The 23,784-nt window shown below is 72.6% G+C and carries 17 protein-coding genes; 9 read left to right on the top strand and 8 right to left on the bottom strand.

The annotated features are described in order from the left end of the window. Window positions 1-237: 237 nt before the first annotated feature. Window positions 238-855 carry a gamma subclass chorismate mutase AroQ gene (gene aroQ, locus ACWEFB_RS10405; protein WP_452284234.1) on the top strand — a complete coding sequence of 206 codons (618 nt, stop codon included), beginning with the start codon at window positions 238-240 and terminating at the stop codon, window positions 853-855. Window positions 856-867: 12 nt separating this feature from the next. Here aroQ and ACWEFB_RS10410 read toward each other — a convergent pair whose 3' ends face one another. From ACWEFB_RS10410 to ACWEFB_RS10425, 4 genes are read right to left on the bottom strand one after another with little or no spacing between them, the layout of a single operon-like run. Continuing rightward, entirely contained in the window at window positions 868-1,722 is an 855-nt protein-coding gene (locus tag ACWEFB_RS10410; protein ID WP_452284236.1) for an ABC transporter permease, read from the bottom strand. Then, window positions 1,722-2,627, bottom strand: coding sequence for an ABC transporter permease (locus ACWEFB_RS10415; protein ID WP_452284238.1), 906 nt, complete (start codon window positions 2,625-2,627; stop codon window positions 1,722-1,724). The genes ACWEFB_RS10410 and ACWEFB_RS10415 overlap by 1 nt, the downstream gene beginning before the upstream one ends. Beyond that, a complete protein-coding gene (locus ACWEFB_RS10420) occupies window positions 2,627-3,700 on the bottom strand; it encodes an ABC transporter ATP-binding protein (RefSeq protein ID WP_452284240.1) in 1,074 nt (357 codons plus the stop codon). The genes ACWEFB_RS10415 and ACWEFB_RS10420 overlap by 1 nt, the downstream gene beginning before the upstream one ends. Continuing rightward, window positions 3,697-4,905, bottom strand: coding sequence for an ABC transporter substrate-binding protein (locus ACWEFB_RS10425; protein ID WP_452284242.1), 1,209 nt, complete (start codon window positions 4,903-4,905; stop codon window positions 3,697-3,699). The genes ACWEFB_RS10420 and ACWEFB_RS10425 overlap by 4 nt, the downstream gene beginning before the upstream one ends. Before the next feature lie 254 nt (window positions 4,906-5,159). Between ACWEFB_RS10425 and ACWEFB_RS10430 the strand changes: the two genes are divergently transcribed. After that, window positions 5,160-5,525, top strand: a complete 366-nt coding sequence (locus ACWEFB_RS10430; RefSeq protein WP_326557871.1) for an ArsR/SmtB family transcription factor — start codon at window positions 5,160-5,162, stop codon at window positions 5,523-5,525. Then, on the top strand, window positions 5,522-7,231 hold the full coding sequence (locus ACWEFB_RS10435) for a SulP family inorganic anion transporter (protein ID WP_452284245.1): 1,710 nt from the start codon (window positions 5,522-5,524) through the stop codon (window positions 7,229-7,231). The genes ACWEFB_RS10430 and ACWEFB_RS10435 overlap by 4 nt, the downstream gene beginning before the upstream one ends. 42 nt (window positions 7,232-7,273) lie before the next feature. Here ACWEFB_RS10435 and ACWEFB_RS10440 read toward each other — a convergent pair whose 3' ends face one another. Further along, complete coding sequence (locus ACWEFB_RS10440; RefSeq protein ID WP_452284247.1) at window positions 7,274-7,642, bottom strand: winged helix-turn-helix transcriptional regulator; 369 nt, start codon at window positions 7,640-7,642, stop codon at window positions 7,274-7,276. 92 nt (window positions 7,643-7,734) lie between these two features. On the opposite strand from ACWEFB_RS10440, the gene ACWEFB_RS10445 reads away from it, so the two are divergent. Next, a complete protein-coding gene (locus ACWEFB_RS10445) occupies window positions 7,735-8,418 on the top strand; it encodes an NAD(P)-dependent oxidoreductase (protein ID WP_452284249.1) in 684 nt (227 codons plus the stop codon). On the opposite strand, the gene ACWEFB_RS10450 is transcribed toward ACWEFB_RS10445, so the two are convergent. Both ACWEFB_RS10450 and ligA read right to left on the bottom strand, forming a co-directional pair. Continuing rightward, window positions 8,411-9,808 (bottom strand): serine hydrolase domain-containing protein, encoded by a 1,398-nt coding sequence (locus tag ACWEFB_RS10450; protein ID WP_452284251.1) that lies wholly within the window; start codon window positions 9,806-9,808, stop codon window positions 8,411-8,413. The two genes, ACWEFB_RS10445 and ACWEFB_RS10450, sit on opposite strands and share 8 nt — an antisense overlap. A 152-nt stretch (window positions 9,809-9,960) precedes the next feature. Continuing rightward, complete coding sequence (ligA, locus tag ACWEFB_RS10455; protein ID WP_452284253.1) at window positions 9,961-12,213, bottom strand: NAD-dependent DNA ligase LigA; 2,253 nt, start codon at window positions 12,211-12,213, stop codon at window positions 9,961-9,963. Between the two features lie 348 nt (window positions 12,214-12,561). On the opposite strand from ligA, the gene ACWEFB_RS10460 reads away from it, so the two are divergent. The 3 genes from ACWEFB_RS10460 to ACWEFB_RS10470 all read left to right on the top strand — a co-directional run bounded on the left by ACWEFB_RS10460 (window position 12,562) and on the right by ACWEFB_RS10470 (window position 16,764). Next, window positions 12,562-13,884 (top strand): LysM peptidoglycan-binding domain-containing protein, encoded by a 1,323-nt coding sequence (locus ACWEFB_RS10460; RefSeq protein ID WP_452284255.1) that lies wholly within the window; start codon window positions 12,562-12,564, stop codon window positions 13,882-13,884. A gap of 89 nt (window positions 13,885-13,973) precedes the next feature. Continuing rightward, complete coding sequence (locus tag ACWEFB_RS10465) at window positions 13,974-15,527, top strand: S8 family serine peptidase (protein ID WP_452284257.1); 1,554 nt, start codon at window positions 13,974-13,976, stop codon at window positions 15,525-15,527. 25 nt (window positions 15,528-15,552) lie between these two features. After that, window positions 15,553-16,764, top strand: a complete 1,212-nt coding sequence (locus ACWEFB_RS10470) for a S8 family serine peptidase (protein WP_452284259.1) — start codon at window positions 15,553-15,555, stop codon at window positions 16,762-16,764. On the opposite strand, the gene eccCa is transcribed toward ACWEFB_RS10470, so the two are convergent. Further along, window positions 16,721-20,686, bottom strand: coding sequence for a type VII secretion protein EccCa (gene eccCa / locus ACWEFB_RS10475; RefSeq protein WP_452284604.1), 3,966 nt, complete (start codon window positions 20,684-20,686; stop codon window positions 16,721-16,723). The genes ACWEFB_RS10470 and eccCa overlap by 44 nt on opposite strands. A 225-nt stretch (window positions 20,687-20,911) precedes the next feature. Here eccCa and eccD point away from each other — a divergent pair, with 225 nt between their 5' ends. Next, window positions 20,912-22,309, top strand: a complete 1,398-nt coding sequence (eccD, locus tag ACWEFB_RS10480) for a type VII secretion integral membrane protein EccD (RefSeq protein ID WP_452284261.1) — start codon at window positions 20,912-20,914, stop codon at window positions 22,307-22,309. Window positions 22,310-22,314: 5 nt separating this feature from the next. Then, entirely contained in the window at window positions 22,315-23,715 is a 1,401-nt protein-coding gene (gene eccB / locus ACWEFB_RS10485) for a type VII secretion protein EccB (RefSeq protein WP_452284263.1), read from the top strand. Window positions 23,716-23,784 lie beyond the last annotated feature (69 nt).

Genomic DNA, 23,784 nt, shown 5'->3' on the forward strand with positions numbered 1-23,784 from the left:
AGGCTGGCGGCCCTGCCGAGAGGCAGGGCCGCCAGCCTGCGTCATAGCTGGGGGCGGGAGGCTTTGAACCCGCCCCGCCGCCGCTTCGTGTTTGTCCCGGGACCCCTCGGGTGTCCCCGGAATGCGAAGAGGTGTTGGTCTCGCCGGAGGAGGCTGGGCCCACCGAACCTGAATGCGTACACAGGAATACAGCGAACAATCGTCGAGGTACGTCCGCTCCGCTCGTGGAAGAGTCCCATGCTCGCTCATCTCGCTCTCGTCCGATTCCCGGCGATTCCCGTTCTCGTCCTCGGCGGATCGACCGTTGTCGCCGCCGTACCGAAGATCCTCACCCGTCGTCGGGGCTCCGACCGCAGGTCAAGGGCGGGGGACACGCGGGTGGGGCTGGCCGATCTTGCCGCGCGGCGGCTACTCCTCGCGGACCGGGTCGCCGCGGCGAAGTTCGCCACCGGTCAACCGATCGACGATCCGGTACGGGAGCAGAGAGTTCTCGACGAGGTGGCCGACGTCGCCGAGGCGATCGGACTGGATCCCGCTGTCGGTGTTCGTTTCTTCCGGGACCAGATAGAGGCCGGCAAAATGGTGCAACGCGCGCTGCACACCCAATGGCGGGCATATCCGGAATACGGTCCACGAGAACGGCCGGATCTGGCGAAAGACGTACGCCCGCAACTGGACCGGATGACCGTGCACATGTTGCGCGAACTGCTCCTGGCCATCAGGGGCACCGGCCGACCCGCCGACGCCGGTTTTCCGGCGGCCGACCGGCAACTGGACGGGCTGCATCGTGACGCCCTGCTCCTGGCCCTGCGCTCACTGCCGGCGTACGGGCCGCAGGGATCGCCGCCGTCGTGAGTGCGACACCGGTCAGTTGATGTCCTCGCGTACCCGGGCGACGAGTTGGGTGGGGTTGACGAAACGCAGCGCCACCACCAGCAGGACCAGCATCATCGAGGTGTAGATGACCGCCATCGCGTCGACCGACTGCTGGGCCCGGATGCCGGCCGCCGACATCGAGTAGTACAGGGCCACCACCAGCGTCTGCGAGTCCGGCCCGGCGGTGAGGAAGGTCAGTTCGAACATCCCGACCGTCCGGACCAGGACCAGGATCGAGGCGGCCAGGATGCCGGGCGTCAGCAGGGGAGCGAGGATCCGGACAAAAACCTGACCGGTACGGGCACCGCACATCCGCGCCGCCCGTTCGATCGCCGGGTCGATCTGCTCGATGAACGGGGTCATGGTCAGGATGACGAACGGCACCGACGGCACCAGGTTCGCCAGGACCACGCCGGAGAGGTGACCGGCGAAGCCGTACTTGTAGAGGACCGTCGCCAGCGGGATGCCGTAGGTGATCGGCGGCATCAGGATCGGCAGCAGGAACAGCAGGTAGAGCAGTCGCCGACCGGGAAACGAGCGGCGGGCCAGCACATACGCGGCGGGCACCCCGATCAGCACCGAGATGCCGACCACCAGCAGGGACACCTCCAGGGTCACCACCAGTACGGGCAGCAGCCCGAACTCCCGCCAGGCGGTGCCGTACCAGGTGGTGGTGAAGCCCTGCGGCAGCCAGGTGTCGAACCAGCGGGTGCCGAACGAGTTGACCAGCACCGAGCCGATCACCCCGGCCAGGTTGACGAAGAAGAAGACCACCGCGCCCCAGACCAGCCAGGCCCCGGGGCTGGCGACGAAGCGTCGGCGGGTGCTGCCTCCGGTTGTCGCCATCAGCCCTTCCCTCCGGCGGTCGAGCCGGTGTAGAGCAGCGACCGCCAGCCGAGCACCGCCGCGATGACCAGCAGTTCGACCACGCCCATCAACACAGCGATGGTCGCCGCCATCGGGTAGTCGTACCGCAGGTACGCGGCCTCGTACGCGGCGATCGAGATGACCCGGGTCTCGCCGGCCGGATCGCCGACCAGGACCGCCGACGGGAAGACGCTGAACGCCAGCACGAAGGTCAGGCAGAACGTGGTCGCCAACCCCGGTGCCAGCAGCGGCAGGGTGATCCGGCGGAACCGCTGTACCCAGCCGGCGCCGAGGGTCGCGGCGGCCCGCTCCAGCGCCGGGTCGATCCCCGACAGGTACGACAGCACCAGCAGGAACGCGAACGGGAAGCCGGTGATGACGATGGAGAAGAAGACGCCCCAGTAGTTGTAGGTGAGGCGTACCGGGTCGTCGGTCAGGCCGGTGGCGAGCAGGACCCGGTTGAACCAGCCGGTCGGGCCGAGGAAGTTGAGCAGGCCCTGCGCGGTCAGCACCGTCCCGAGCGTGATCGGCACGACCAGGACCGTGGTCAGCAGCCGCTTGCCCCGGAACCGCCCCCGCATCCGGTACGCGATCGGCACCGACGCGGCCACGTTGAGCAGCGCCGCCGGCAGCGACAGCCGCAGCGTGATCCAGATCGTGTCCCGCTGGTACGGGTCGGCGAAGAACTCCCGGTACGCCCCGAACACCCCACCCCGCGCCGGTTGGAAGGACAGCCCGACGCCGTAGAGGAACGGGTAGACGAACAGCACCAGGACGAACAGGGCCGCCGGAGCGAGCAGCAGCAGTTGCCGGTCGACGCCCCGCTCGGCCAGCCGGTGGCGCAGCGCCACGCGTACCGTCGGGTTCGGATCTTCCGGGGTCATCACGGGGCCTGCGGTTCGTCGGCCGGAAAGACCAGCAGGCGGGCCGGAGCGACGACCAGTTCCACCTGCTCGCCGAGGACCGGCCGGTGCGACGTACGCAGGTTGAGGGTGAGCCCCGCCTCGGTACGCGCCTGCACCGCCACCTCGCGCCCCTGGTACTCGACCACCTGCACGGTGGCGAGCAGCCCGGTCCCCGGCACGTCGGCGATCCGCAGGTCCTCGGGCCGGATGGCGGCGATCACCGCCGCGCCGGCCTCGACCGGGCCGACCGGGGTCCCCACCAGGCGCAGACCCTCGCCCTCCACCACGAACTGGGTGCTCCCGTGCTTGCGGGTGGCCCGCATCGGCAGCAGGTTGCGGTAGCCCATGAAGTCGGCGACGTGCCGGTTCGCCGGCCGGGTGTGCAGCTCCTCCGGCGGCCCGATCTGCTGCACCCGTCCCGCCCGCAGCACCACCAGCCGGTCCGCCAGGGAGAGCGCCTCCTCCTGGTCGTGGGTGACGTACACGGTGGTCAGGCCGAGCGACTGGTGCAGCCGCCGGATCTCGGTCCGCATCTCCAGGCGCAGTTTGGCGTCCAGGTTCGACAGTGGCTCGTCCATCAGCACCAGCGCGGGTTCCAGCACCACGGCACGGGCGATCGCCACCCGCTGCTGCTGCCCGCCGGAGAGCTGTCCGGGCAGCTTGCCGGCGTGTTCCTCGAGCTGGACCAGCCGGATCGCCTCCTCGGTACGGCGGCGTACCTCGGCCCTCGGCAGGCGGCGCATCTGCAGCCCGAACGCCACGTTCCGGCGGACCGACAGGTGCGGGAACAGGGCGTAGTTCTGGAACACCATGCCGAAGCCGCGCCGCTCCGGCGGCAACGTGTCCAGCCGGGTCTCGTCGGACCAGATGCTGCCCCGGGTCAGCGGCAGCAGCCCGGCCAGGCAGTTCAGCGCGGTCGACTTGCCGCACCCGGAGGGGCCGAGCAGGGCGATGAACTCGCCGCGTTCGACGGTCAGGTCCAACCCGGTCAGGGCCTCGTGGCGGCCGAAGCTGCGCGAGACGCCGTCGAGCCGGATCCGGGTGAAGCTCACCTCCCCACCTTCGCGCCGCCGATCTCGCGGTCCCATCTGCTGAACGCCTCGACCAGGGCCTTGGCACCGAGCGGGACCTCCACCGGGTGGGCGGCGATGAGCTGTTCGTACTCCGGGCGGCCGTACTGCTCGATGGCCTTGCGGCTGGCCTCCGGCGCCATCGACAGGGTCACGTCCTTCACCGCCGGGCCGGGGTAGAAGTAGCCGTTGTCGTACGCCTTGGCCTGCTGGTTCGGGGTCAGCATCCAGTCGAGCAGGTTGAGCACCGCGGCCTGCTTGTCGGTCGACACCCCCTTGGGTACGACCGCGTAGTGGGCGTCGGCGACCCAGTGGAAGCCGTCCAGGGTGCCGATCCTCGCCTCGGCCGGCACGGTGCCGAGCACCCTCGGGTTGATGTCCCAGCCGGTGGTGCTGATGATGATCTTCGCTGATCCGTTGGCCAGGTTCTTCATCGTCTCGCTGGTCCCGGACGGGTAGAGGGTCACGTGCCGGTTCAGCTCGGCCAGGTAGGCCCAGGTCCTGTCCCACCCCCGGACCGGGTCCTTCGGGTCGCTGTCGCCCAGCAGGTACGGCAGCCCCATCAGGAAGGTACGGCCGGGCCCCGAGTTCGACGGGCGGGCGTACTGCACCGCGCCGGGGTTCGCCTTCGCGTACGCCAGCAGGTCGGCCGCGGTCTTCGGGGGGTTCGGCACCTTCGCGGGCAGGTACTCGATCAGCGGCCCGGACGGGTAGTACGTGACGGTGACTCCGGAGTCGCCGGCAAGCTGCTGCATCGCCGCCGCACCGGGCAGGTAGTTCGCCATCCCGGGCAGCCGGTCCGCGTACGCCGGGAGCAGCGGGGTCCACAGTTGCTGCTCGATGCCGGCGGCCAGGCCGTCCACGCCGGTCAGCACCAGGTCGATGTCGACCCGGTTGGCGTTCTGCTGGGCCCTGATCTTGCCGACCAGCTCCGGTGAGGGCGACTTCGAGTACGTCACCTTCGACACCACGTCCGGGTTCTTCGCCACGAACTCGTCGATCATCGACTGGGTGAGCTGGAGGTTCCCGGCCACGTCCAGCACGTTCAGGACAACCGGGGACGCGGGCCTGGCGGGCACCGTACCGCCGGCGGACTCCGGCGCAGCCGCCTCCGGTGCCCCGCAGGCGGTGAGCAGGGACGCGGTCAGCAGGCAGGCGGCGGCGAGACGGCTTCGGGTGAGGCGCATGGGCGTCCTTCCGGGCGAAACCTATCGGAAGTGTTCCGGAAGGGAAATCTAAACACATCGAAGTCTGAGGTCAAGGTCTTCGCGTGGGCGACGGGAGCTGTGGCCGGGAGTCCGGCGGGCGCATGGGGTTCCACCGAAAGTTTCGGACTGCCGGGTGACCGGAGAGTGTGACGGCTCACCGTTGGCCGAAGATGCTGGACTGATGACATGAAGAGGTCTTCAATTGCCTGGGTGATCGAGCCGACGGAGGAGACGTGACCGTTCCGCTGTACCAGCGCAAGGCGGAGTTCTTCCGTACGCTCGGACACCCGGTGCGCATCCGGGTGCTGGAACTCCTCGGCGACGGCCCGATGGCCGTACGGGACCTGCTGGCCGACGTGGACATCGAGGCGTCCAGCCTCTCCCAACAACTGTCGGTGCTGCGGCGGGCGGGGATCGTGACCTCTCGACGCGAGGGGTCGGCGGTCATCTACGCCCTCGCCGGACCGGACGTCGCGGAGCTGATGCGGGCGGCCCGCCGCTTCCTCACCGAGATGATCACCAACCAGGCCGAACTGCTGGACTCGTTGCGCGAACCGGAAAGCAGCAGCGACGACGACCCGGTCACGGCGCGGCGGTGAGCGTCGCCACGGTCGCCCGATCGACCTGGCGCAGGGTACGGGACCTCCTGCCCACCGGGGCGGACCTCACACTGATGCGCCGGCAACCCCGACGTGACCTCGTCGCCGGACTCACCGTCGCGGTGGTCGCCCTGCCCCTGGCCCTCGGATTCGGCGTCTCCTCCGGAGTCGGTGCCGCCGCCGGCCTGGCCACCGCGATCGTGGCCGGAATCCTCGCCGCGCTGTTCGGCGGATCCAACCTCCAGGTCTCCGGACCCACCGGAGCGATGACCGTCGTGCTGGTGCCGATCGTGGCCCAACACGGGCCCGGAGGCGTGCTCACCGTCGGGCTGCTCGCCGGCCTCATCCTGGTGGCGCTGGCCCTGCTCCGCGCCGGCCGGTACGTGCGCCACGTACCGGCGCCGGTGGTGGAGGGCTTCACCGTCGGCATCGCCGCGGTCATCTTCCTCCAGCAGGTGCCGGCCGCCCTGGGGGTGTCGACACCGGCGGGGGAGAGCGTCGTCGCGGTCGCCGGGCGGGCCGTCCGCGACTTCGCCGGCCGACCCCACTGGCCCGCGCTGATCCTGGCGACCGGGGTGGCGGTGGTCATGCTCGCCGGTGCCCACTGGCGGCCGACGTGGCCGTTCTCGCTGCTCGCGGTCGGGGCCGCCACACTGGTCGCGCAACTGGCGCACCTCGGGGTCGGCCGCGTCGGCGCCCTGCCGGCCACGCTGCCCACACCCTCGCTGGGCTTTCTCGACCCGGCAGCCGTCCCGTCACTGCTCACCGCCGCCCTGGCGGTCGCGGCGCTGGCCGCGCTGGAGAGCCTGATGTCTGCCACGGTCGCCGACGGCATGACCGTCAACCAGCGCCACGACCCGGACCGGGAACTCTTCGGCCAGGGGGTGGCGAACCTGGTCACGCCCCTGTTCGGTGGCGTACCGGCGACGGCGGCGATGGCGCGTACGGCGGTCAACGTCCGCTCCGGGGCACAGTCGCGGCTCGCCGCCCTGTCCCACGCCATCGTGCTGGCACTGATCCTGCTGGCGGCCGCCCCGCTGGTGGCCCACATCCCGCTGGCCGCGCTGGCCGGGGTCCTGCTGGCCACCGCGATCCGGATGGTCGAGGTCAGCGCACTGGCCGCACTCGCCCGATCCACCCGGGCCGACGCGCTCGTCCTGGTGCTGACCGCGACCGCCACCCTCGCACTGGACCTGATCGCCGCCGTCGGGATCGGGCTCGTCGTCGCCGGTGCCCTGGCGTTGCGCCAGATCGCGCGGGCGGCCCGGCTGGAGGAGGTCCCGCTCGACATCGCCGACCACCACGTGGAGGAGCAGGAGCTGCTGCGCGAGCACATCGTCGCGTACCGGATCGACGGACCGCTGTTCTTCGTCGCCGCCCACCGGTTCCTGCTCGAACTGACCGAGGTGGCCGACGTACGGGTGATCATCCTGCGGATGTCGCGGGTGTCGACGATCGACGGCACCGGTGCGCTCGTGCTCCGGGACGCGATCGAACGGCTCGAACACCGGGGGATCGTCGTCCACCTCTCCGGCGTGGCCGCCGGACACGAGCAGGCACTCAGCGCGGTCGGCGTACTCGACCGGCTCCGCGCCGAGGGCAGGGTCTTCCCAGGTACGCCGGAGGCGATCGCCGCCGCTCGGGTGCACCTGCACCACACCGGCGTCCTGCTGCCGACCGGGCAGGCCGGACCGGGAACGGGCTGACCGACCGCCGGATCAGCGCTCGGCCTCGTGGGCCGCTCCGAGTCAGCGCTCGGCCTCGTGGGCCGCGCGTGCTTCGAGCAACTCGGGCAGGTGTTGCCGGCTCCAGGTGCGGGCGGCGTCGATGAGCGTCAGGAGGCTACGCCCGAGCGGGGTCAACTCGTACTCCACCCGGGGCGGATTCTCGTCGTACGCGGTGCGGGTCACCAGGCCGTCGCGTTCCATCGCCCGCAGGGTCTGGGTGAGCACCTTCGGGGTGACCGCGCGCAGGGGAACCCGGATCTCGCTGAACCGCCGCCGACCGTGCTCCAGACAGAGCACCACCATTCCGGTCCACTTGTCGCCGATCTGGAAGGGCAGCGCACCGCTCGGACACATCGGGTCGAACATGTCCGCGTCCAACGGCTGGGCCATCTCCGGACCCTATCCCGGTACCTTTGAAGTAACCAGTATCCCGTGGATACCGTCTCCGGTGTGGAACCGACAACCGGAGGCGGGACGCAATCATGAGCGACATTGCCATTTTCGGAGCCGGCGGCCGAGCCGGCCGAGCGGTGACCAGCGAGGCGCGCGACCGTGGGCACCGGGTGACCGCGGTGGTACGGGATCCGGAGCGGTACCGACACCTGTCGGCCGACGGGGTCCGGGTGCTGCGCGGCGACGTCACCGACGTACGCGCGGTTGCCCTGATCGCACGTGACCACGACGCCGTGGTCCACGCGGTCTCGCCGGCCTCCGGACCGGAGGCGTTGGCCCGACTCGATCACTTCGACGGCCAGTTTTTCGTCCGGGCGGCCGACGCCCTGCGGCAGGGGATGGCCGAAGCCGGCGTGTCCCGACTCGTGGTCATCGGTCTCTTCGCCAACCTCCACGGGGTCGACGGGCGTCCGGTGATGGACGACCCCGCGCTGTTCCCCGCCACCCTCCGACCGTTCGCCCGGGCCCACACGGATGGGCTGGACCGGCTGCGTACGACCGGAGGAGCGCTCGACTGGGTGATGCTCACCCCGCCCGCGATGCTGTCCGCGGACAGCCCCCGGACCGGCCGTTACCGGGTGGGTGGTGACGCCGTGCCGCCGTTGGAGTCCGTACGGCTCTCCTACGCCGACCTCGCGGTGGCGGTGCTCGACGAGATCGAGACTCCCCGCCACCACCGCACCCGCGTCTCCGTCTACAACACCGCTAGTTGACCGACTTGGCGAGGGTGTCGGCCACGGCGGCGCGGGTGGGGTCGGGGTTGGCCCAGGACCAGTTGGGGTGGGCGCGGTTGGTGAGCAGGGCGAGGACGAGCTTGCGGTTCGGGTCGACCACCAGGGACGGTCCGGCGAATCCGGTGTGGCCGAAGGTACGGGCGCTGGAAAGTCGACCCATGAACCAGGGCTGGTTCAGTACGACACCGAGGCCGTGTGCGGAGGTGCGGTTCGGGCGTTCGGGGTCGATGGCGGGTTTGCCGCCGTTGGCGTTCTCCAGCATCCGGCGCACCGTGGCCTCGGCGAGGATGCGTTTGCCCTGGTAGGCGCCGCCACCGAGGAGCAGTTGTCCGATCACGGCGAGGTCGGCGGCGGTGGCGAAGATGCCAGCGTGGCCGGCGATTCCACCGAGGTGGTTGGCGACGTCGTCGTGGACGGTGCCGCGCAGCAGGCCACGGGAGGAGCGGGCGTCGGTGGCGACGAGGCGGTTCTTCTTCGCGTCGGCGGACAGCCAGGTGTTGGGGGTGAAGCCGGTGTCCCTGAGACCGAGTGGGCCGGTGAGATTGGTCTTGAGTGCCTGGTCCAGGCGCTGCCCGGTGACCTTCTCCACGATCTTCCCGGCGAGCATGAGGCCGACGCTGGAGTAGCGGAAGGTGTCGCCGGGGGTGGCGCCGGCGACGAGTGGGGTGGTCATGACCGCGTTCCACCGGGCGGTGTTGTCGGGCAGGCCGGTGACCTTCGCGCCGACGGGTAGGCCGCCGGTGTGGGTGAGGAGCATGGCGACGGTGACCGCGTTCTTGCCGGTGCCGGTGAACTCGGGGAGGTATTCGGCGACCGGGGCGTCGAGGTTGACCCTGCCCTTGTCGACCTGTTGGAGGAGCAGAATCGCGGTGTAGACCTTGGTGACCGAGGCGAGGTCGAAGATCGAGTCGGGGCGCATCGGCACCCGTTGGGCGGCGGGGAGGAGTTTCGGGCCGGCGCTGTAGCGCAGTGCCTCGCCGACGGCGGCGTGGACGGTGGTCTTGCCGTTGACCAGGACGAGGGCGACCGCGCCGGGGAAGCCTGCGTGTTGCACCGTCTGTGGGGTCGCGGGCAGGTAGCGCTGGAGGACCTTGGTCACCTCGGCCGCGTACGGGGCCTGGTTCGCCGTACCGGCGGTGGCGCCCGGGGTGGCGGTGGCGCCGGGTGAACCGCTCGGTGCCGAGCCCAGCTTCGCCGTGTTGCCGGCCGCGTCGGTGGCGCTGACGGCACCGGCCGGATCGGTCGATTCGGTCCAGGCCGGGGCGTTACCGGTGCCGTCGGGTTTACCGCAGCCGACGATCGCACCGGCGGCGGCGAGCCCGGCTCCGAGCAGCGTACGACGCGCGAGCGTACGACGAGCGACATGCATGAACGTGATAGTGGCACCACCCATCCGACTCCCGCGATCCGGGTCGCCCCCGTTGTTCGGGCGATTGCCACTCTTGCGGAGAAAGAGTCGCTACCGGCGGCGGGATTCGCACTCTTTCTCGGCAAGAGTGCGAATCCCGAAAGCGGAGGTGGTCAGGAGAGGAGGCGGATGGCGTCCTCGGACCGGCCCTCGGTGTGGGCGGCGAGCGCCTGTGCGAAAAGGTCGGCGGGCAGGATCCGTACGCCGAGTTCCTCGGCCTTGGTTGCCTTGGACCCGGCACCCTCGCCGACCACCACCAGGTCGGTACGTTTGGAAACCGACCCCGACGACTTGCCGCCGAGCCGCTCGACCGCCTCGTTGCCCTCGTTGCGGGACAGACCGGGCACCGAGCCGGTGACGACCACCGTCATCGGGGAGCCGTCGGCCCGTTGCAGCGGCAGAACCGGCCCCGCCGACTCCGGGCCGGACCCGTCGGTGGACTCCGCCGGTGCGACCCGGCCGGGACTGCCGGGCTCGGTCATGTTGACACCCCGCGCGACGAGCTTGTCGATCACCGGGGCGAGGTCGGCCAGCTCGGCGGCGATGGTGACCGCCCGCTCCGGGCCGACGCCCTCGACCTCCTGGAGTTGCTCGACACCGGCCCGGCGCAACGCGTCCATCTCGCCGAAGTGCCGGGCCAACCTCCGGGACATCGACCGGCCGGTCATCCGGACGCCGAGGCCGGTCAGCACCCGCGACAGCGGTTGGGCCTTGGACCGTTCGAGGTTCGCCACGAGTTTCGTCGCCGAGGTCTCGCCCATCCGATCCAGTTTCGCCAGGGTCGGGACGTCGAGGTCGTAGAGGTCGGCCGGGTCGGTCACGAGACCGGCCGCCACCACCGCGTTGATGATCTTGTCGCCCACGCCCTCGATGTCCATCGAGTCACGAGCGGCGAAGTAGGCCAGGGACTCGGCCGCCCCGCAGGCCCGGCCCAGGGTGCACCGCCACCGCTTCTGCGACCGGTCGATCTCCCCGCCGCAGCGCGGGCAGTGCGTCGGCGGCTCGAACGGCACCGAGTCCGCCGGCCGCTCGTCGAGCTTGGCCCCGGTCACCTCCGGAATCACCTCACCGGCCCGGCGCACGAACACGGTGTCGCCCGCGCGCACGTTGCGCCGGACCAGATCCTCGAAGTTGTGCAACGTCGCCGAGGTGACCACCACCCCGCCGACCTGGACCGGCGCCAGCACCGCGACCGGGGTGATCAGACCGGTACGGCCGACCTGTACCTCGATCCGCAGCAGGGTGGTGGTCCGGGTGTCGGCCGGGAACTTGTAGGCGATCCCCCAGCGGGGCGCCCGGCTGGAGAACCCGGCCAGGTCACGATCGGCGGCCGCATCCGCCTTGATCACCGCGCCGTCGACCGCGAACCCGAGCTGCCCGCGCCGCTCGTTGAGCACCTCGACCGCGGCCAGCGCCTCGTCGATCGTCTCGCACACCGGCATTCCGGCCGGCGAACCGGCGGTGGTGGCGACGCCGAGGGCTCCCACGTACGCCATCTCGGTGGAGTGGCGCCGGTCCCCTCCCGCCACGTCACCCACCAGGCCGTACGCGTAGAAGGACAACGGAACCTCGTACGCCCGGTCCTGTGCGCGCAGGCTGCCGGCTGCCGCGCTGCGTGGATTGGCGAACGCCGGCTCACCGTGCCCGGTGCGCAGCTCGTTGGCGCGCTCGAAGTCGGCGTCGGTCATGAAGACCTCACCGCGAATCTCCAGGGTGACCGGCTCGGCCAGCCGCTGCGGCAGACCCACCACCAGGCGGGCCTGGGTGGTGACGTCCTCACCGGCGCGCCCGTCACCCCGGGTGACCAGGAGGTTGAGCTGACCGTGCAGGTAGCGGGCCGAGACCGCGAGGCCGTCGATCTTCGGCTCGACCGTGAGACCGGAGGCCGGGCGGCCGAGCAGCTTCTCCAACCTGGTGCCCCAGGTGCGCAACTCGTCGGCCCCGAAGACGTTGTCCAGACTCAGCATCGGCACGGTGTGCTCGACATCGCCGTTGATCCCGACCCCGGCGGCGACCAACCCGGTCGGTGTGTCGTCGAGCCGCCACTGCGGCGTGGCCGCCTCGGTGGCGCTCACCCGGGCCATCAGGGCGTCGTAGCTGGCGTCGTCCATCGCCAGGTCGGTGCCGTTGTAGTAGGTCACCGCGGCGGCCCGGATCGCCTCGATCGCCGCGTGGTAGTCGGCCACCGTGTCGAAGGGCGCGGCGTGGCCGGCGTCGACGATCGGGTCGACGGCGTCGATCAGCTCAGCGGCATCGGTCGGTCCGACGGTGTCGATCGGTGCGACGGTGTCGGTCAGCGTGGCGGTGTCGATCGGCGTGGCGGTGTCGATCGGCTCGGCCATCTGGTCGCCACCGGAACTCTCCATCGACGTGGACCTCTTCCCCCGTGTCGGTCGGTCCCGCGGCTCGGCACCGGCTCGCCCCACCCACGGACAACGCCCGACCTGGGCGTCCCGGTGGATGCTGGGCCAGCCTAAGGCCCGGGTACGACACGTACGAGCGCCCGCTGTCGGCCCAGCTCGGTCGGGTATGCCGGCCCGTACCGGCGCCGGTGGGTCGGGGCGGCCCGGTCCGGCGTACCGGTCGGGGCCTACCCGGTGCGTCGGGTGAACCGACGCGGCGCACGTACGTAGTAGGGGGAACCGTCCCGGGTCGGGTGTCGGCAGCGGGGCCGCCGGACGGGGTCGGGGCGGGTCGGTGAGGAGAGGACCACGATGGGCGGTGGCGCCGGACGGCGGTGCGGACGGTCGGCATCGGCCCGTAGGGCGGGGGCGGTCGTCGGCCTGGTGCTGGTGGCACCGCTGGGGATTCCGGGACTCACCGGAAGCCCGAAGGCGTACGCGGCAACCGTCGCCGCCGAGTCGATCCCGACGGTCGAGCCGAGTCCAGCGGCCGGGTCGAGTCCAGCGGCGGAGCCCGCCGGCCGGTATTACGTGGTCGGGCCGGGGACGGCTGGGCAGAAGGAGTACCTGTACGGGATCGCGGTGCAGACACTCGGTGACGGCAACCGGTTCCGGGAGATCATCGAGCTGAACCGGGACCGGCCACAGCCGGACGGGGGCCGGCTGACCGATCCGCTCGACCTGCGGCCGGGGTGGATCCTGCTGTTGCCGCCGGACGCCAAGGGAGCCGGCGTGCAGGTGGGCACCCCTCCGGACGTACCGGCCCGGGCTTCGGCGAGCGCCGCCGAACCGGTCCGCGTACCGGCGCCGGATGCGGCCAGTGATCGGACCCGTACGAGTTTTGCCGGTTACCTGCTCCGGCTCGGTGCGTTCGGGCTGATGGTGCTGCTTCTCGCGGTCGCGGTGGCCGCCATCCGGCAGCGGCGCCGTTCCCCGGTCACGGTGGCGAGCACCGCGACCGCAGCGCCGGCACCGGAAGCAGAGGCGGATCGGGTGGGGGAGCCGGGGGAGTTGCGGGCGGAGCTGGGGCAGGGGCCGGACCGGGTCGAGGTCCGGTTGATCGGTGCCGGCCGGGTGGGCGACGTCGGGGCGTACGCCTGGCTGCCCGACGGTGACCGGTTGCCGGGCGCCACCATGCCGGTGGTGCTGGGGCGGCAGGCGCAGCGATGGCTCTGGGTGGACCTGGCCCGGACGCCGGATCTGCTGACCGTCACCGGGACACCGGAGGCATCCGGGCGGCAGGCGCTCGCCATCGTGGGGCAACTCCTCGATCGGGGGATCGGTGTCACCGTCGTCGGTCGGGTGCTCGGCGACGACGTACCGGCCGGCTGTCGACAGGTCGACGCCTTCCCGGCGGCGCCGTACGACGCCGACGGGCCGGGGATCGTGATCAGTGGCGGGTTGCGTGGCGCGGACCTGCTGGCGGCCCGGGGCATGCTGGCAGCCAGCGACGGGCTGTTGGTGCCCGTGCTGGTCGGAAAGGTGCTCCGGGCCCGCTGGTCACTGCTGGCCGTCGAACGCCCGACCGCCCCGCCGTCCACCGGGCCCGGGACGGCACCGGCGTCAACCGATGCGGTATCAGCGTCGACCTCCGGGACCGCCATCGTGGCGGCGGTCCCCGGCGAACGGGATTGAACCGGAGCGCCCGGACTGCCGTTGTGCGGGCGTGGGCGCCGGACGGCGCACGGTGCGCGCGGTCGCGCCCGAGGCGAAGGAGAGTGCCGGTGGCGGCGCAGCGGCGGTCTTCGGTCCGGCGGCGATGGTGGTCGCTCGTCATCGGGATCGCGGTGGTCCTGACGCTGCCGGGGCAGGCCCTGGCGGCACCCGCCGCTCCGGGGGAGAGCTATCTGAAGTACTACGTGGTGACCTCCGCGTACCAGGGCGAGTTCGAGACCCTCGAGCGGATCTCGTTCCGGTTCCTCGGCACCACCGAACGGGCCGACGACATCTTCGACCTCAACGCCGGACGCCGGCAGGCGGACGGCGGTGTGCTCACCGAACCCGGCCCGCTCCCGCCGGGTTGGTTGCTCGTCCTGCCCTGGGACGCGACCGGGGAGGGCGTCCGGTACGGCCTGCTCTCCGCGGCCCAGCTCGGCGCCGGACCCGGTGCCGGGCCGGGAACCGGAGCGCCGCCGAACCCCTCGGCCGGTTCCCCGGTCACGTCACCACCGGTGGGCGGCACCCCGGTCGGCGCCCCGGTCGTGGGCAACGTGACCGGGGCCGGGCAGTGTCCGGTGACCACCGCCCCGACCGGCGCGGCCCGTACCGACCGACGGCCGGATCCGGGGCCGGCGTGGGCCCGTACGGAGGGCGAGGGGGTCATGGTCGCCGTGGTGGACTCCGGGGTGGACGGTGGCCGGGCTGGCCTGACCGGACGGGTGGCGGTCGGCGTCGACATCACCGCCGGCAGCGCACGCGGTGACGTGGACTGTCTCGGCTCGGGGACCGCGATGGCCGGGATCATCGCCGGACGCGCCACCGACGCGGCGGGCGGGAGCGGGATGGCCCCGGCGGCCACCGTGCTGCCGGTCCGGGTGGTCACCACGACACCACAGGCGCGATCGACCGACGTCGAGACCGGAATCCAGGTGGCGGTCTCGGCCGGAGCCGGTGTGATCGCGCTCGGCGGCCATGTGGCCCTCGACGATCCGGTGGTGGCGGCGGCGGTCGAGTCCGCCCTGAGCCACGACGTCGTGGTGGTCGCCGGAGCGGCGGTCGGTGACGGGTCCACGGCCGAGTCACCGGGCCGACCGGAAACGGCTCTCCTGCGGGTCGGCGGATTGGGTGCCGAGGGACAACCGGCCACCGGCTACCGGCCGGGGGCGGTGCAGGTGGTCGCCCCCGACGTCGACCCGGTCACGGGTACGAGCGCCGGCAGCGGCACCCCGTACGCGGTCGCGTTCGTGGCCGGCACGGTGGCGCTGGTCCGGTCCGCCTTCCCGAACCTGAGCGCCGAGCAGGTCGCCCACCGGATCAGGACCACCGCCGAGGGGGTCGGGGCGAGCCTGCCCGATCCCGGCACCGGCTGGGGGCTGGTCGATCCGGGTGCCGCCGTGACGGCCGTACTGGCGGAGGAGGGGCGACCGGCCGCGGCGGCACCGGGCGACCGGGATCCGGGGCCGGTACGGGTGACCGTGGTGGTGGTACTGGTCCTGCTGCTGGCCGGTGCCGCCGTGGTGCTGACCCGGCGGGCCCGGCGTACCGCCACGACCTCCGGACACACCACGTCCGGCGATGACGTCGACGTTCCCTCCGGCGCCGCCGGATCCCAGCGGTAGGGCGAACAGACCCGAAGGAGCTGCCATGGCGGTGCGTGTCCGGAAGCGGGCGGTGGGGCGGCTGATCGGGTCGGCGACCTGCACGGTCCTGCTGGTCCTCGGCCTACCGGCGGGAGCCGGGTACGCCTCCGCCGACGAGCCGCCGACCCTGCCCACGGTGACCAACGAGTGCGTGGGGCCGTCCCCGGTCCCGTTCGCCGGGGTTCCGTGGCCGGTGGCCCGGCTGGCGCCGCAGGCGGTGTGGCCGCTGAGCCGGGGCGGGGGCGTGACGGTGGCGGTGGTCGACACCGGGGTCAGCGCCGCAGCGACCGGGCTGACCGGTGTGGTCCTACCCGGCCGGGACGTGGTGGCCGGGGGCCGGGCCGACCGGGACTGCCGGGGTCGGGGCACCGCGCTCGCCGGGATCGTCGCCGCCCGCCCGGTCACCGGGACCGGTGTGGTCGGGGTGGCGCCGGCGGTGTCCGTACTGCCCGTGCGGATCGTCGACGGCCAGGGCCGGTTGCAGCCGAGGTACCTGGCCGACGGCATCCGGGCGGCGGTGAGCCTGGGCGCCGACGTGATCCTGGTCGGCACCGGGGTCGAGGCTCCCGACGCCAACCTGCGGGCCGCGGTCGACGAGGCGGTCGCCCGCGACATCGTCCTGGTCGCGGCGATCAGCGACCAGCGCGGGGCGAGTCAGGCCGGTGCGCCGGTGGTCTGGTACCCGGCCGGATTCCCGCAGGTCGTCGCGGTCGGCGGGATCGACGCCGACGGTAGGCCGACCGCGCCGGTCGTCGAGGAGTCCGGAGTGGACCTGGTCGCGCCGGGGGTGGCGGCGGTCAGCGTCGGACCGAGCGGCGCCGGACACTACCGGGTCGGAGGCGCGGCGGTCGCGGCCGCGTACGTGGCGGGTACGGCGGCACTGGTCCGGTCGTACCGGCCCGCGCTGGGCGCCGCCGAGATCCGCACCCGGCTGGAGTTGACCGCCGAGCACCCGCCCGGCGCGGCGCGTACCCCGGCACTCGGGGCCGGCGTGCTCGACCCGTACGCGGCGGTTTCCGTGGTCGACCCCGGTCAGGCGGCGCGCCCGGTCGAGGCCCGGCCGGCACCGGCGGTCCTCCCGGTCGTGCCTCCGGCGGACCCGGCGGTCGGCCGAGCCGGTCTGGTCGGCGCGGCCGTCGGTGTCGGTACGGTGCTCGCCCTGGCCGCCGGGGTCACGATCCGGGCCGGGCGTCGGCGTCGCTGGCGGGTACGCTGACCGCCTGCCCGGCCGGCGGCTCCACCCAGGCGGTCTGGATCAGCCGGCTGCCCCGCCGGGTGCACAGCAGTGCCCGCCCCGGCGGCAGGATGCGCGGCTTGGTGTTGCCGAGCAGCGGCCCCTCGGAAGCCGGGCAGGACAGCGCCACGTCCGGGCTGTTCGTCTCCTGCAACCGCCGGATCAGCGGATCCATCGACATCCGCATCACCCCGGCGGCACCTCGGGTCAGCACCAGGTGGAAACCGATGTCGGTGCCCTGGGGCAGGAACGGGATCAGCGGTTGCAGCGGGCTGTCGTGCCCGCTGAGCAGGTCGTAGTCGTCGACCAGGACGAACAGGCGCGGACCGGTCCACCAGTCGCGTCGGCGCAGCCGTTCGGGGGTGATGTCCGCGCCCGGCACCCGGCTGCGCAGCCCCTCGACGGCCTGCGCCACCGCCTCCTTCGTCGAGTCCGGGGAGACGGAGTAACCCAGCCGGTACTCCTCCGGGATCGACTCGAAGAGCTGGCGGCGGAAGTCGACCACCATGATCCGCGCCTCCTTCGGCGTGAACCGGCGGGTCACCGCCTCCGCGAGGTGGCGCAGCAGGGCGGTCTTGCCGCTCTCGGTGTCACCGAGCGCGGTCAGGTGCGGGACCTCCTCGAAGTTGTGCCAGACCGGCCGCATCCGCTCCTCGTCCAACCCCAACGCCACCCGCAGGTCGCCGTCGGGTGCCGGCAGGTCGGCGGCGGGAAGCACCGCCGGCAGCGTACGGACGGCCGGGGCGGCCGGGCCGTCCCAGAAGTCGCCCACCATGGCGGCCAACCCCCGGGCACCCTCGGCGACCGTGTTCGGGTCGGCCAGCCCGTCGATCCGGGGCAGCCCGCCGAGGAAGTGCGTCTTCTGCGCGGTCAGACCCCGGCCCGGGGTGTGCGGCACCGTCGCCGCCAGCCGCAGGTCGATCGCGGAGTCGACCGGGTCACCGAGGCGCAACTCCAGCCGGGTGCCGATCTGGTCGCGCATCCCGTGGTGCACCTCGGACCAGCGGGCGGTGGTCAGCAGCAGGTGCACGCCGAAGTTCAGGCCCCGGGCGACGACCTGACGGATCGCCGCCTCACCCGCCTCGAACTCCTGCCGCAGGGTGAACCAGCCGTCGACCACCAGGAACACGTCGCCGTACGGGTCGTCGGTGATCGTCCCGTCGGCCCGGTGCTGCCGGTACGTCGCCATGCTGTCCACCCCGAGGGTGCTGAACCGCCGTTCCCGGTCGGCGATCAGGGCGGCGATCTCGGCCAGGGTCCGGCTCACCCGGTCGGTGTCCAGCCGGCTGGCGACACTGCCGACGTGCGGCAGGTCCGCGATGGACGCCAGCGCACCACCACCGAAGTCCAGGCAGTAGAACTGGACCTCGCGCGGGCTGTGGGTCAACGCCAGACCGCCGATGACCGTACGCAGCAGGGTGCTCTTGCCGCTCTGCGAACCACCGGCCACGCCCAGGTGCCCACCGACCCCGGACAGGTCGACCGTCATCAGCTCCCGTACCTGTTCGAACGGCTTGTCGACAAAACCGACCGGCACCACGAGGCGGCCGTTGCCGGGCCAGTCCGGTGCCCGCAGACCGTACTCCGGGTCCGGGGCGAGCGCGGGCAGCAACTGGTCCAGGGTGGGCGGGGCACCCAGCGGGGGCAGCCACACCTGGTGGGCCGGCGGTCCCTGGTCGGCGAGCTGGTCCACCACGACCGCCAGCACGCTCGCCGTGTTCGCCTCCGGCTCGACCCCCTCCGGTACGTCCGGCGCCACCGCGCTCTCCTCCGGCACCCGGTACGGCACATGGTCCAGCAGGTACGGCACCACCTGCTGCTGCACCACCTCCTGGCGTACCCGGGCGGTCTTGGGCCGGTACGCCCCGGAGACGTACGCGGCCTTGAACCGGATCAGGGTCGACACGTGCGTACGCAGGTAGCCGTTGCCCGGCTGGGCGGGCAACTCGTGCGCGTCCGGCACCCCGATGACCGACCGGGACTCCATCGCGGAGAACGTACGCAGGCCGATCCGGTACGACAGGTGCGATTCGAGCTGGGCGATCCGCCCGTCGTCGAGGCGCTGGCTGGCCAGCAGCAGGTGGACCGCGAGCGACCGGCCCAGCCGACCGATCATCACGAACAGGTCGATGAACTCGCGGTGCGCGGCGAGCAGTTCGCTGAACTCGTCGACCACGACGAAGAGGGTGGGCAGCGGGTCGAGCCCCGCACCCTGGGACCGTGCCCGTTCGTAGTCCAGGGCGGAGCTGAACCCGCCCGCCTGCCGGAGCAGTTCCTGGCGCCGTACCAACTCGCCGTGCAGGGCGTCGCGCATCCGGCTGACCAGGGCGGCCTCGTCGGCCAGGTTCGTGATCACGGCGGAGGTGTGCGGCAGCCGGTCCAGCCCGAGGAAGGTCGCCCCACCCTTGAAGTCGACCAGGATCAGGTTCAGCGTCTCCGAGGAGTGCGTCGCGGCCAGGGCCAGCACCAGCGTACGGAGCAGCTCGCTCTTGCCGGACCCGGTGGCGCCGATCAGCATCCCGTGCGGGCCCATCCCGCCGAGCGCCGACTCCTTGATGTCCAGCTCCACCGGTACCCCGTCGGAGTCGATCCCGATCGGCACCCGGAGCCGGTCGGCCGGTGCCCGGGTCGCCCACATCCGGGATACGTCGAGCCGGCTCAGGTCGCCGATGTCGAGCAGGGTGGCGAGGTCGAAGTCGGAGGTCAGCGCCTCGGCCGCCGGTTCGGTGGCGATGCTGAGCCGGTACGGCGCCAGGATCCGGGCCACCGCGCGGGCCTTGGCGACGCTCAGCCCGTCGGCCTTCGCCAGCGGGGAGCGCGCCTCCCGCCCCACCGCGTCGTGCCGGACCATCTCCACCTGCCCGTCGGCCACGTCCAGCCAGAGCAGCTCGCGCGGGGTGGCCGGCGGCGCGGTGCCGAGTTCGACCAGCAGCGCGTTGCGGTACCCGCCGGAGGCCATCCGGGCACCGGTCGGGATCCGCCCGCCGTCGCAGATCACCAGCACGTACGGTTCGTCCCGGCTCGGCGTGGCGCCCTGCTCGTACCGGGGGCGGGCGGAGAAGGCGTCGCCGAGCAGGCGTTCGACCTCCTCGATGTTCTCCGCGACCAACCGGGCCGAGCCGGCGGCGTCCTGGTCGACCGGGTGCTGCACGTGCGGCAGCCACTTGGCCCACTCCCAGGCGCCGGCCCCGTCGCCACCGAGACAGAGGGCGATCATCACCTCCTCCGGGGCGTGGAAGGTGACGAGCTGGGCGACCAGGGCCCGGAGCACCGAGCGGCGTTCGTCGTCGGCGCCGGTGATCCGGATCTGGGCGAAACCGCGCAGGAAGAGGGCGACCGGCTGGTCCTCGATCGTGCTGTACGCCTTGATGAACCGGCGCAGGGACTTGGCCGACAGCGGCTCCAGGTCCTCGATCGGCTTGGTCTGCATCGGGGCGATCCGGGTCGCCAGGCGCTGCCGGCCGGTGCCGACCCGCAACTCCAGGAAGTCCGGGTGGGTGCCGCGCCGCTCCCAGCGCCGGGTGGTCATCGCCACCGACCAGAGCGTGCCCGGCTCGGGATGCCGCCAGGCGCTCGCGTCCCGCTGCTGCCCCACGTACCGCCGCACCCGCCGCCGGTTCTGGGCCAGGTAGCGCAGGTAGTCGCGCCGGTCGCCGCCGAGCCGCCGCTTGCGGTCGCCGCCGCTCATCGCCATCTGCCCGATCATCATGCCGCCCATGGCGACGACCAGCAGTCCGGCCATCATCCAGGTCATCGGCCCGCCCCGGGACGGGCCGACGAACATCAGCATCATCACCCCGGACATCAGCATCATCGGCAGGAACGTCATCGCGCCGCGCAGCCCGCCCGCCTGGATCTCGGGCAGCTCGGGCGGCTCCTGGAGGCTGATCTCACCGGAGGGCATCTCCGGCCCGTTGCGTCGGGCCGGACGCCGGAACACGACCGTGGTCACCGCTGGATCACCTGTCCGTGGGGTCGGGCCCCGCGCGTGGGGCCGGCGCGCCCTACAACGTCCCGACACCGCTGTCGGGTCAACCGGTCGGGGAAAAACCTCGGCCGTCGGTCAACCGGTCGGGGAAAAAACCTCGATCGGTGGTGAACCGACGCGCGGGCGGTCCGTAGTGAGGGCGTGACCATCGTCGCCAGTGGAGAGATGTGTCGGCTGGTCGTCTGTGGACCGGACCGGCAGGTCGAGGTTGCCGTACCGGCCCAGGTGCTGGTCGCCGACCTGCTGCCGGCGCTGCTGCACCACCTCGGCGAGAACCTGGCGGACACCGGCCTGCTGCACGGCGGCTGGGTGTTGCAGCGGCTCGGGGCGCCGCCGTTCGACGAGGACGGCACGGTCGCCTCGCTCGGCCTGCGCGACGGCGAGGTGGTCCACCTCCGGCCCCGGTCGGAGCAGATCCCGCCGGTCGACTTCGACGACCTGATCGACGGGATCGCCACCGGGGTGCAGTCCCGCGCCGGCCGGTGGCGTCCGGAGATGATCCGCTGGGCCGCGCTCGGCCTGCTCGCCGTCCTGTTCGGGGTCGGGTGGGCGGTGCTGGCGCTGACCGGTCCGCCGACACCTCGGGCACTGACCGCGGGTGGTCTCGCGCTGGCCTGCCTGGTGACCGCGTTCGCGGTCACCAGGGCCGGCGGTGACCGGGTGTTCGGCCTGGTCTGTGCGTTCGCCGCGATCGGGTACGCCGGGCTCGCCGGCTGCCTGGTGCCGGACCTCGACAGCGCCGACATCGGCGTACGGCTGGCCGGGCCGGAGCTGTTCGCCGGCTCGGTGGCGGCGCTCGCGGCGGCCAGCATCGGACTGGCCCTCGTCGGGTGGGCCGGTCCGCTCTTCGCCGGGATCCTCACCACCGGGCTGTTCGCCGCCGGTGGTGCCGCGCTGGCCGCGTTCGTACCGCTGGCCACCGACCGGGCCGCGGCGGTGGTCGCGGTCGCCGCGACCGTCGCCGGCACCGCCGCCCCGATGCTCGCGTTCCGCCTCGCCGGTCTCCGGCTGGCGCCGCTGCCGACCGAGCCGGAACACCTCCAGGAGGAGATCGATCCGGAACCGAGCGAACCGCTGCTCGCCCGGACCGCCGCCGCCGACCGCTACATGACCGGGCTGTACGCCGGCCTGGCGTTCGTCGTCGGGATCGCCCTGGTCCTGGTGGGTGCGGCGGGCGGCTGGGCGTCGATCACGTTGGTGCTGCTCGTCACCCTGGTCCGGGTGCTGGCCGCCCGGCCGATGAACAGCGGATGGCACCGGTTGGCGATGGCCGCCCCGGCGGTGGCCGGACTGGTCGCGGTGACCCTGGAGGCGGCGGTCACCGCGCAGCCGTGGCCCCGGCTGCTGTTGCCGGTCGCGCTGGTGCCGCTCGGCACCGTACTGCTGATGGTGGTGGCCCGGATCATGCCGGGGCGTCGGATGATGCCGTACTGGGGTCGGATCGGTGACCTGAGCCAGACCGTGGCCACGGTGGCGATGTTCCCCGTCCTGCTGGCCGTGCTCGACGTGTACCGCTACGCCCGGTCGTTGGGGGGCTGAGCCGGATGCAGTCGCGTCGGGACCAGGTGCAGGCCCAGTCGTACGTGTTGGGGCGGTTGACCTCCGCGCTGGTGGCGGCGGAGCCGGAGGCGGCGGAGAACCCGCACCGCCGGCTCCTGATCGGCACCGTCGCCGGTACGTTGATCGCCGCGCTGGTGGTCGCCGGTTTCGCCGTGTACGGCTTCCTGCGGCCGGGCGGCGCGACCAGTTGGCGCAAGCCGGGCACGGTGGTGGTCGAGAAGGAGACCGGCAGCCGGTACGTCCTCGTCGACGGTCGGCTGCGCCCGGTGCTCAACTACAGCTCCGCCCTGCTCCTGTTCGGCAAGAAGCCGGCGATGACCACGGTCTCCGCGACCTCGCTCCGGTCGGTCCCGAGGGGACAGTCGGTCGGCATCGTCGGCGCGCCCGACGCACTGCCCGCACCGACCGCCCTCGCCGGCACAACCTGGACCGTCTGCGCGGTGGCCGGGCGTGATGCCGCCGGCACCCTGGCCACGGCCACCACCCTGACGGTCGACCGGACCCCGTCCGGCCCGGTGCTCGGCCCGGACCAGGGCGTGGTCGCCCAGGCGCCCGGCGGGGAGACCTTCCTGGTGTGGCGGGGCCGCCGGTACGCGTTGACCCAGACCTGGCTGAGCCGGGTCTTCGGTTACGACGGGTCACCGGCCCCGGTCGAGCCGGGCTGGCTGGACCAGCTTCCGGCCGGGTCGGACATCGGGCCGGTGGCGGTGCCCGGCCGGGGCGAGCAGGGACCGGTCGTCGACGGCACCCCGACCCAGATCGGTCAGCTCTTCGTGGCCCGGATCGCCGGCACCGCCGAGCGGCACTACCTGCTCCAACGGGACGGGTTGAGCCAGCTCACCCCCACCGGGGTAGCGGTGGTGTCGAGCGACCCCGAAACCGCACGGGCGTACGGGTCGCGTCCGGTCGTACCGACCGAGCTGACCGCAGCGGCGCTGGCCGGACTGCCGGCGTCGAAGCAGCCGGTGCTCCCCGGTGACCTGCCGGAAACGCCACCGGCGGTGGCACCCGCCGGGCCGGGCCGGGTCTGGTGCGTACGCCACGGCGATCCGAGCGGCGTGGTCCGGCTGACCGCCGAGTCACCGCTGCCTCCCGGCGCGGTCGCGGCCGGCGACGGAGCGGGGGTGACCCGTACCGCCGGGACCGCCACCGCGGTGGCGTTCGCGGCCGGCGTCGGCGGCCTGGTCCGGCTGGGCCGGCCCGGTCAGGCGCCCGGCACGAGCTACTTCGTGGTGACCGACGCGGGGATCAAGTATCCGCTCGCCGATCCCTCGGTGGCCCAGGCCCTGGGTTATCCCACCTCGCTCGCGGCGACGGTGTCGCCGGCGCTGCTGGAGCTGCTGCCGACCGGGCCGCTGCTCGACCCCCAGCGGGCGCGGGGGTGACCGACACGGCCAACCGGTCCGGCAGCACCGATTCCAGCAACAGCCAACCGAACGGTACGAGAGGACGTG

It is taken from the genome of Micromonospora sp. NPDC004704 (assembly GCF_053601675.1).

What these genes read in the sequence shown, in the direction of transcription:
- aroQ (WP_452284234.1), top strand. Translation starts at nt 238, where the DNA reads ATGCTCGCTCATCTCGCTCTCGTCCGATTCCCGGCGATTCCCGTTCTC.
- ACWEFB_RS10410 (WP_452284236.1), bottom strand. Translation starts at nt 1,722, where the DNA reads ATGGCGACAACCGGAGGCAGCACCCGCCGACGCTTCGTCGCCAGCCCC.
- ACWEFB_RS10415 (WP_452284238.1), bottom strand. Translation starts at nt 2,627, where the DNA reads ATGACCCCGGAAGATCCGAACCCGACGGTACGCGTGGCGCTGCGCCAC.
- ACWEFB_RS10425 (WP_452284242.1), bottom strand. Translation starts at nt 4,905, where the DNA reads ATGCGCCTCACCCGAAGCCGTCTCGCCGCCGCCTGCCTGCTGACCGCG.
- ACWEFB_RS10440 (WP_452284247.1), bottom strand. Translation starts at nt 7,642, where the DNA reads ATGGCCCAGCCGTTGGACGCGGACATGTTCGACCCGATGTGTCCGAGC.
- ACWEFB_RS10445 (WP_452284249.1), top strand. Translation starts at nt 7,735, where the DNA reads ATGAGCGACATTGCCATTTTCGGAGCCGGCGGCCGAGCCGGCCGAGCG.
- ACWEFB_RS10450 (WP_452284251.1), bottom strand. Translation starts at nt 9,808, where the DNA reads ATGCATGTCGCTCGTCGTACGCTCGCGCGTCGTACGCTGCTCGGAGCC.
- ligA (WP_452284253.1), bottom strand. Translation starts at nt 12,213, where the DNA reads ATGGAGAGTTCCGGTGGCGACCAGATGGCCGAGCCGATCGACACCGCC.
- ACWEFB_RS10460 (WP_452284255.1), top strand. Translation starts at nt 12,562, where the DNA reads ATGGGCGGTGGCGCCGGACGGCGGTGCGGACGGTCGGCATCGGCCCGT.
- ACWEFB_RS10470 (WP_452284259.1), top strand. Translation starts at nt 15,553, where the DNA reads ATGGCGGTGCGTGTCCGGAAGCGGGCGGTGGGGCGGCTGATCGGGTCG.
- eccCa (WP_452284604.1), bottom strand. Translation starts at nt 20,686, where the DNA reads ATGCCCTCCGGTGAGATCAGCCTCCAGGAGCCGCCCGAGCTGCCCGAG.
- eccB (WP_452284263.1), top strand. Translation starts at nt 22,315, where the DNA reads ATGCAGTCGCGTCGGGACCAGGTGCAGGCCCAGTCGTACGTGTTGGGG.